The following is a 7799-nucleotide window of genomic DNA, read 5'->3' on the forward strand; positions in this document are numbered from 1 at the left end:
GGTATCGGCGCCGCACGCGCCAGGGCCGTACGCGAGGGGCTGTCCCGGCTCGCCGAGTCCAGCATCCTCGAACGCTATGTGTGAACCGCATGGGTGAACCGGATGGGTGAACCGCCCGCACTCGCCGACGCCGTCCTCGACTGGTACGAGGTCTGCGCCCGGGATCTCCCGTGGCGAGACCCGCGGGTGAGCCCGTGGGCGGTGCTCGTCAGTGAGATCATGCTGCAGCAGACGCCGGTCAACCGGGTTCTGCCCGTGTGGCACGAATGGACCGACCGCTGGCCCACCCCGGCCATGCTTGCCGCCGAGCCGGCCGGCGAGGCCGTACGGATGTGGGGGCGCCTTGGCTACCCAAGGCGGGCGCTGCGGCTGCACCAGACCGCAGTCGCCGTCACGCAACGCCACGGCGGAGCAATCCCCGGGGATGTGGACGAACTGCTGCGGCTACCGGGAGTCGGCACCTATACAGCCCGCGCCGTCGCAGCGTTCGCCTTTCGGCAGCGCCACGCGGTGATCGACGTCAATGTCCGGCGGTTTGTCAGCCGTGCGATCGATGGCCGCGACGACCAGCGGACGGCGACATCGCGTCGGGATCTGGAGCGGGTCGAGTCACTGCTGCCCATGGATCCGCGGACCGCGGCCCGGGTCAGCGCGGCATTCATGGAACTCGGGGCGCTGGTCTGTGTCGCGCGGAGTCCCCACTGCGATGCCTGCCCGGTGACGGAGGATTGTGCGTGGCAGCGGGCGGGCCGCCCGCCCGCTGACGGCCCGCCCCGGCGCCCGCAGGGCTATGCCGGGACCGACCGTCAGGTACGTGGACGCCTGCTCGCGGTCCTGCGCGAGGCACCCGGACCGGTACGCCACGAGCTCCTCGACGCAACGTGGGACGAGCCGGTGCAGCGCGGCCGGGCGCTGGAAGGCCTGCTTGCCGACGGTCTCGCCATGCTGGTCGCGCCGGGTGTCTACGCGCTGCCCGGGCATCGCGCGAGCTGACGATCGTCGCGCGCGATCATGAACCTGCCAGCCTGCTGACAAAAACCTGAAAGAGCACCTGACAGCCATATACCGCAGGGTGCCAAAAGTGACCCCACATACCCCTGGATCACGCCACCCTCCGGGTATTTGCTATAAAGCAATATCGATGGCGTCATGCATCCGACAACACGACTGTCCGACCGGTGAGAAAAGGAACCAAAGCGACAACGCGGAACACCTGTGCACGACTCGTGGAAGGACCACAAAGTCGGCTGCACGCGCATCGATCCGAGTTGCTACGTTCACACCGAGGAGGCCCGAAAATGGACACCGACGGCGACCTTGTACCCGAACCCCGAGGCGTACCCGGCGCGGCACCGACCCCACTCGCCGAGGTGGTGACCGTCCGACACGGCCTGCTGGTCGAGCACGAACTCGTCCTTGCAGCCGGCGCCACCGCGGCCGATCTGACCTCCGCCATGATCGTGGTGCCACCGCGGGCAGCGCTGGTCAACTTCCACGGCGACGTCGACCTGTCGCTGGTCTTTCGCGAAGTACCGGGTGACGATGACAACACGCCAGGCCAGGCCTGACGCCGACCCGAGCTGACCAGGGCGGTGCCCAGGTCGAGGCAGCGGCTGGCCTGGTGCGTCGACCCGGCACCGTCAGGCAATATCGTGGGTGGGTGGCCATACTTACTCCCCGCGGCGAGGACTTCCCCCGCTGGTACCAGGATGTGCTCGCCAAGGCGGAACTGGCCGACAACGGCCCGGTCCGCGGGACCATGGTCATCCGACCGTACGGCTACGCGATCTGGGAACGGATGCAGGCCGACGTGGACGCCCGGATCAAGGCGGCCGGAGCGGTCAACGCCTACTTTCCGTTGCTCATCCCCGAAAGCTACCTCCGCCGGGAGGCCCAGCACGTCGAGGGCTTCAGCCCCGAGCTCGCCGTCGTCACCCACGGCGGCGGCAAGGAGCTGGAAGAGCCCGTAGTGGTCCGGCCGACCAGCGAGACCGTCATCGGCGAGTACATGGCGAAGTGGACGCAGAGCTACCGGGACCTCCCACTGCTGCTCAACCAGTGGGCGAACGTCGTCCGGTGGGAGCTGCGCCCCCGGCTTTTCCTGCGCACGAGCGAGTTCCTCTGGCAGGAGGGGCACACCGCGCATGTCGACGAGGCGGACGCGGCCGCGTACGCCCGGCGCATCCACCTCGAGGTCTATCTGGACTTCATGACCTCGGTGCTCGCCCTGCCCGTGTTCATCGGCCGGAAGACCGCCAAGGAGCGGTTCGCCGGCGCCACCAACACCCTGACCCTCGAGGCGATGATGGGTGACGGCAAGGCGCTGCAGATGGCGACCAGCCACGAGCTCGGCCAGAACTTCGCCCGCGCGTTCGACATCGGCTTCCTGGGCTCCGACCGTGCGCAGCACCTGGCGTGGACGACGTCCTGGGGCTCCTCAACCCGCATGGTCGGCGGTCTGATCATGGCTCACGGGGACGACAACGGGCTGCGGATCCCCCCGCGGCTCGCGCCGACGCAGGTGCTCGTACTGCCCGTCAAGGACGACCCTGCGCTCACCGAACGCGTTTCCCTGCTCGCCGACGGATTGCGGGCAGCCGGGCTGCGTTGTGGCGTGGACGCACGGCATGGCCTCTCGTTCGGCCGGCGGGTCACCGACGCCGAGCTGAAGGGCATCCCGGTACGCGTGGAGCTCGGCCCGCGCGATCTCGCGGCCGGTGCTGTCACGCTCGCCCGCCGCGATACATCCGAGAAGATCGTCGTTCCACTCGACGATGTGATGACCAGGGTGCCGACGCTGTTGGACGAGATCCAGAACGCCATGTACGAAGCGGCGCTGGCGACCCGGGACGGTCGTACCCGCGACGTCACGACCGTCGACGAGGCGATCGAGGCGGCATCGGAAGGCTTCGCCCGCCTGCCATGGGCGGCCGTCGGTCCCGGCGGTGAAACGCGACTCGCCCAGGAGTCACTGACCGTGCGCTGCATCCAGCGGCCGGACGGCACCATTCCCGACCGCGACGACGAACCCGATCTCGTCTGCCTGGTCGCCCGCTCCTACTGATCCACCTACTGATCCACCTACTGATCCACTGAGCCGATCCACCGAGTCGATCCACCGAATTGATCAGCTGCGCTGATCCTCCGTGAGCGAACTGCCGGTTAGCCACGCCGTTCCCGGGTAATTCGAAGATCAGGCTTATCACAGGCGAGGGCCGCTCCGATGGGCGTCGATGCGATCAAAGATCTGTCGGACAGGTCGCGACCAGCCTGTGCCCGAAGATGCGGGAGGACGCTCGTGGCCGAGAATCCGGATTCGATCAAGAATGAGATTGACACAACCAGAACACGGCTCGCCGACGAGCTCGCCGCCCTGTCGGAGAAGGTACGCCCCGCGAAGGTCGCGGGGCGTACCGCCGAAGATGCCAGGATCGTCGCCGCCCACACGTGGGAGCGGGTGACCACCGGCGCGGCAGGCGCTCGGGTGCGCCTGGCCGGGGCGACCGAGGACCTTGGCCCCAGGGCATCGGCAACCGCCCACAAGGCGTCGGCCACCGCTCACCGGGCGAAGGACACCGCGGGCCGGACCGTACACCGGGTCGGGCAGAATCCTCAGGTCGCTGGAACCGCCCAGCATGCCAGGGCCGCCGCCAGCCAGGCTGCGACAAAAGTCGGCCACAATCCGCACGTGACCGCGACCGCCGAGAAGATGCGGGAATCCACCGAGCACACGGCGCGGACCGTGGCGGCCGTGCGCCAGCGGGCCGACGACAACCCCCGCGCGACCCGTGCCGCCGTGGCAGCCGGCGTGGCGGGCATCGCGGTGACAGCCGCGCTGGTCGTCGTCGCCCGCAGAAGGTGCCGCACCCAGCGATCACACCCAGTGATCGCGCCTAGCGACACGGCGCTACGACAGCAGCATTGCAGCTGATGACGGTAGCAGCTCGTGAGATTACCAGCTCAGACCGGTAGCCTCACGGGCTCCGTCAGCAGCTGCCGTACCGGTAGGCGGGACCTCGGCGATCACCACCCGGTCCCGCCCACCTGCCTTCGCGGCGTACAGTGCGCGATCCGCCATGGCTACCAGCTCGGCCTGATTCGAGACGTGGGTCGGGAAGGCACAGGCTCCCACCGACACGGTGGCGAAGATCATGGTGTCGACGTCCACGGCGATCGGGCTTTCCGCCACCCGGGCACGCAGCCGTTCGGCGAGCGCGCTCAGCTCGCTCAGGTCCACGTTGGACGCCAGAAGCGCGAACTCCTCGCCACCGTGGCGGGCAAGGACGTCGCCTGGTCGGGTCGCTGCGCGCAGCCGTGCGCCGATCTCGGCCAGGACCCGGTCGCCCGTGGGATGACCATGCTCATCATTGATCGACTTGAAGTGGTCGACATCAATGATGACCAGGCCCAGCGAACCTCCGCCACGACGCACCCGGGCGACCTCCACGGGCATCGCCGCCTCCAGGAAACGACGGGAGTAAAGACCGGTCAGCGAATCGATCATCGCTAGCCGGCGCTGGTCGGAGACGAGCACCGCCATTCGAGCGATCGTCAGCAGAAACATCAGTGCGCACGCCATGGCCATGACCGGAATGTCATGCGTGATCCCACGGGAATATTCGATCATCATCGTGACCGGTGCAGCCAGCGCGGCCGCCAGCAGCGCGGCCAACCGAACACCCCCGAGGTCCTGCTCCGCCGCGGGCGCGGGTACGGCCAACCGGACCATCGTCGGATGAAGTGCCGCCGCACCCAGGGTCACGTTGGCGGCAAGCCACATCCCATCCAGGAAGTTTCCCGCCCGGTAAGTACCAGCGAGCTGCTGCAGTCCGTAGACGGTGTCCGCAACGGTGATCAGGCCAAGATTGCCCATAAGCAGGAAGCATGCCGGCGGCCGGCGGCCGGGCCCGAGAAACAGCCTCAGTCCGACCGCGAGCAGGGCAATATCCATTATTGGATATCCGACCAGGGTCGTAGCCTCGATCAGCCGGCCGGATCCACCGCGAACATAGGGCCCGATCAGGTACAGCCACGACAGCATGAAAGCGGCGACGGCCAGCGTACCGGCCTCCAGCAGGCCGGGCAGGTCACGCCCGGGAGTGCGATAGCGAATGAAAAGAACGAGACCGGCCAGTGCCAGCGGGTAGCGGGCCAGACCGAAAACGATGGAAAGGACGGGGACGTCCATGACACCAACGATGTCTCTCAGGTCGACTCCGACAACCTGGTGGGGCGAAAAAATGGCTGTTCCAGCGATCACGTACATAATCTGGCTGGCGGCCAGCAACAGCCAGGGCAGCCGCGGTGTGGGCCGGAACCAGCCGACGCCGACGAACACCGCCACCGCCGTACAGACGCTGACCAGAAAGTAGCTCACAACGCGCACCGCACGTCCGCCACCATGTGGCGGCACCAGATGGTAACCGACAATCAGACAGAACCCGAGTACCAGGTAAAGCAGCCATGACTGGCTTGCCACCAGCCGTCTACGTCCTTTTCCCGACCTCATCAGATCGTCCCGTTTTAGCCAGTCTCTCCATGCCGTGGAAGGCGCGGAAGGCGCGGAAAAAACCATTGGTGCGCCGTCTCCAGGAAGTCGGGTGGTACCCGGGACCAGTCGGTCCGCACGGTTCGGCTAGGTGTCGGAGTTCGTGTCATCTGGGCAGTGACCTTCGCGGCGATTCGGCCGTCTCCGGCCCGTCCCGGAGCGCGGAAGAATCATTCCGGGGACTCGACGCGCAGGCTCTGCCACAATGGCGATAAAACGCGTTTATCACTGGACAACCGGTTCTCCCGAATATAGCCTGGTTTCCTGTGAACGTCCTGTGAGGGTCGACCCCACCATTTGATGATCTTCTGTGGCCGCCTCCGAACCGGGCCATCCCGTCCTCGCCACGATGCGTAACGGAAATCGGCTCTTCCTCATGTGTCCAGCACCCCCTTTGCCGACCGGCAGCCTGTCCCTGGTCGGCAGGCCCCCCGCCGACCAGGGACAACGGCCAGCACCGGCAAAGCGGTACGTGACCGACATCCCTTGTATCGAGTTGTACATCCATCTTCGGTCCCAGTGAAACAGTATGGGGGGGTGGTTTCCGCAATCGACATATGGGGCCGTATCCGCGCAACGGTCGCCGAGCGCGACCATGAGATCAGGGCGCTGCGCGCCGCTCTCGGCCCGCCATGGACACGGCGGTGGCACCGGCGACCGCCCTGGCCGCACAACCGCCACGACTGGACGAACATCGCCTGGGAACTCGGCATCCGGCGCAAAAGGACGGTCGGCAACCTCGTCCTGGACACCGACGGCAGCTCGGATGCGACCTGCGCGACACACCGGAGCCACCGCCTCCGACAAAGTGATCAGAAACACCACCGGCAACTGACAAGCCGCGAAGCCGATCCACAGCGGGCTCGTGCGCGAACTATCTTCCAGGGTTCCGATCCCGAAAACGGCCTTTTTGATCTACAAAGTTCGAAAAATCCCATGCGGGGGCTACCACGGCCCCGCCGCCGGTCCCCTGGTGCCATCTGACGCTCAATTCGATCACGATCGACCGACGCCTGGACAACCTTTTACCTATACACCTCAACCATCCGGCGACATACGGGTGTGATCGATCATACGTTTGTGTTCTGTGATCGGGTTGTTGCCTGCTCGAGAAAGTTGATGCGCCCACAGTCGCAAACCCCGCCGGGCTCGGTAGCGTGATCCCCGAGTGGGGTGCGGGTCGTAGGAGAGGAGCGGGCGTGCTGGCGCCGCTGACCGACGCTGATCCCCGAAAAGTCGGGAGGTACCGGCTCCAAGGACGACTGGGTGCCGGCGGGATGGGCACCGTCTATCTCGGCTTTGACGAGGATGGCCACCCAATGGCGGTGAAGGTCATCCGCCCGGAGCTGCTCGGTGACGCGGACTTCCGGAAACGGTTCCGCCGCGAGGTCGCGGCGGCGCGCCGGGTCCGCGGGAACTATGTGGCCGAGGTGCGTGACGCCGACGTCGACGCGGAACGCCCGTGGATGGCGACCGAGTACGTCGACGGTGTGAGCCTTGCCACGGCCGTGGCCGAACGCGGCCGGCTCGGTGGCTCCACACTGGTCAACCTCGCCACCGGCCTGGCCGACGCTCTCGTCGCCGTCCACGGGGCCGGGCTTGTGCATCGTGATCTGAAACCGTCGAACATCCTGCTGGCCTGGGATGGCCCGAAGGTCATCGACTTCGGAATCGCCCATGTCGTCGACACAACCGAGCACACCCAGACCGGTCACGTCATCGGGACCGTCGCCTGGATGGCACCGGAGCAGCTGCGCGGCGAACGGGCCGGGCCCGCCGCCGACATCTTTTCCTGGGGTATGTGCGTCGTGTTCGCCGCGACCGGGCGCCACCCCTTCGCGGCGGACACACCCACCGCCTCCGCGCTTCGCATGCTGCGGGAAGAACCCGACCTCAGCGGCATTCCCGATGGCCTGGCACCGTTGACACGACGTGCACTCAACAGAGATCCGGGCCGGCGACCCACCGCCGTCGAACTGGTCACCGGTGTGGTCCGCAATTATGTGGACAGCGTCGATCTCGCGGATCAGGTCACCCGGCATGTCCTGATCACGCCGCCACCACCACCGTCGACGCCACCACCGTCGACGCCCACACCGCTACCGGTGGCGATTCCCGTACCGACGGTTCCGGCGGTAGCTGCCCTACCTGGGACACCGGCCGTGCCTGCGATGTCAGCCGTGCCTGCGATGTCAACCGTGCCACTGACACCGGAGGTGCCGCCGGCCGATCGCGCGGGGAACCCCGCCGC

The 7799-nt window shown here is 67.0% G+C and carries 6 protein-coding genes; 5 read left to right on the top strand and 1 reads right to left on the bottom strand.

The window, feature by feature from the left end; genetic code table 11:
* Positions 1–102 precede the first annotated feature (102 nt).
* The 4 genes from U9980_RS12775 (at position 103) to U9980_RS12790 (ending at position 3931) form a co-directional block, all read left to right on the top strand.
* Positions 103–993 carry an A/G-specific adenine glycosylase gene (locus U9980_RS12775; protein ID WP_322768104.1) on the top strand — a complete coding sequence of 297 codons (891 nt, stop codon included), beginning with the start codon at positions 103–105 and terminating at the stop codon, positions 991–993.
* A gap of 305 nt (positions 994–1298) precedes the next feature.
* Positions 1299–1568, top strand: coding sequence for a hypothetical protein (locus U9980_RS12780; RefSeq protein ID WP_322752947.1), 270 nt, complete (start codon positions 1299–1301; stop codon positions 1566–1568).
* 92 nt (positions 1569–1660) lie between these two features.
* On the top strand, positions 1661–3064 hold the full coding sequence (gene proS, locus U9980_RS12785; protein WP_322768105.1) for a proline--tRNA ligase: 1404 nt from the start codon (positions 1661–1663) through the stop codon (positions 3062–3064).
* Positions 3065–3298: 234 nt separating this feature from the next.
* The gene (locus U9980_RS12790) at positions 3299–3931 is read left to right on the top strand and encodes a DUF3618 domain-containing protein (protein ID WP_322768106.1); all 633 of its coding nucleotides are present in this window, start codon (positions 3299–3301) and stop codon (positions 3929–3931) included.
* A gap of 21 nt (positions 3932–3952) precedes the next feature.
* Here U9980_RS12790 and U9980_RS12795 read toward each other — a convergent pair whose 3' ends face one another.
* Positions 3953–5479, bottom strand: coding sequence for a GGDEF domain-containing protein (locus tag U9980_RS12795; protein WP_322768107.1), 1527 nt, complete (start codon positions 5477–5479; stop codon positions 3953–3955).
* A 1268-nt stretch (positions 5480–6747) separates the two neighbouring features.
* Between U9980_RS12795 and U9980_RS12800 the strand changes: the two genes are divergently transcribed.
* On the top strand, positions 6748–7799 hold a 1052-nt coding region (locus tag U9980_RS12800; protein ID WP_322768108.1), incomplete at its 3' end, for a serine/threonine-protein kinase.

Origin of the sequence: Protofrankia sp. Cr1 (assembly GCF_963555865.1) — a bacterium.
GTDB lineage: Bacteria > Actinomycetota > Actinomycetes > Frankiales > Frankiaceae > Protofrankia.

Bases quoted from the DNA above. Each gene is read 5' to 3' on its own strand.
- U9980_RS12780 (WP_322752947.1), top strand. From the start codon at position 1,299: ATGGACACCGACGGCGACCTTGTACCCGAACCCCGAGGCGTACCCGGC.
- U9980_RS12775 (WP_322768104.1), top strand. From the start codon at position 103: ATGGGTGAACCGCCCGCACTCGCCGACGCCGTCCTCGACTGGTACGAG.